General features: G+C 48.5%; 1 protein-coding gene. It reads right to left on the bottom strand.

Annotated elements, in window-relative coordinates:
* Positions 1 to 982: hypothetical protein (locus tag KDK17_RS07205; protein ID WP_257287715.1), on the bottom strand; the 982-nt coding region annotated here is incomplete at its 3' end.
* Between the last annotated feature and the right edge of the window lie 294 nt (positions 983 to 1,276).

Below are 1,276 nucleotides of genomic sequence, written 5' to 3'. Positions count from 1 at the left end.
TGGCTCCTTTCAGAATCACCCTTTGTCCGGCCCTCAATGTTTCAAGCCTGCCGGGTATATGCTGGATTCGCCCCTGTTTATCCACTCCTGGGCCGCCCAGCAGCAAATGTCGCCAGTGACTGTGCAAGTGACAGTCAATAAGAACAGTATTGTCGTCATCCATAACGCTTTCGGCACAGGGGAGTTCAGCCAATAGCGGAGAAACCTCGTCGATCTCCATCGAAGGGTCATTGCCGATCAGTGGGTCGCATTGCCAGGTATTTTCCGGTCGATTAATTCGCCGCCAGAAATCAGCGCCCGGAGCGGCGGCTCCCGAAGCAGCGGCTCCCGAAGCGTCGTCACGCTGGTCAACCGATGTCAACTGTGCAGGGTCTGCCAGAACCAGCAGGGCAACATGCTCTCCCAGAGGGCGTTGTTTCTGACTGACTTTGTCGTATAGACAGGGGTTATCCGGGTCCAGTAGATCGTTAAATTTTGGCAGTTCCTCATTGGAGAGTTTGCGGATATCTATCACCAGGGTGAGTGGCTGCGACCCTTCAAACAACTTGCCTGAACGCAGAACCTGGCGACCCTCTTCAGAAATACTCAACCGGCTCACCAGATTAGCCTGTGAGAGGTCATCGGGGTGGGAAATAAGGGTGACATCCCGATGTTCATCGCCGGTCCGGGCCATTAAAAGTTGTCGAATCTCATCATCACTGGCGACAAAACGAAAATCGAAGGAATCAGGGGTTTTGCGAAGCGAGGAATCCATTGAGGATACGGTTCTCGCTTTATAAGGCAGTGCCATTGAAGGTGACGATCTATTGAGTTCGGGAGTTACCTCACTGCAGATTTCAACACGCTCATTCGACGATAATTCCAGCTTTGACGTCCTGTCTGGCAAGCCGCTCTGAGGCACGCCTCTATCAGGCACCTCTCTATCAGGCATATCTCTGGCAGGAATACGTTTGTTTATTGCCCCATCAATATGGCCATCCATAATTAATCTCACTCCTGTAATCTGAAAGACTGCATTAAAAATTATTTGACTATATGACCTTCAGACAGGATAAAAGTTTCATTTGGATAGATACCCGTAACTATCACAAATGTAATAACTTCACGAAAGATTCATAAACAGCACAGGGAACCAAATGGCTAGACAATGATCTAAAACAATAAGCTATTTGAGAAATAGCGATAGACAGGAAACTTGCTCTGAACGCAACAGATGCAATCACTTTGTTTTATAAGCAGGTAGGCTTGTGTAACGGGTTGCCTTTTGATGTTCGTA

This window comes from Endozoicomonas sp. SESOKO2 (assembly GCF_024606245.1).
GTDB lineage: Bacteria > Pseudomonadota > Gammaproteobacteria > Pseudomonadales > Endozoicomonadaceae > Endozoicomonas_A.
Note: the sequence above shows the minus strand (reverse complement) of the source record. Positions and strands in the feature narration are given on the sequence as shown.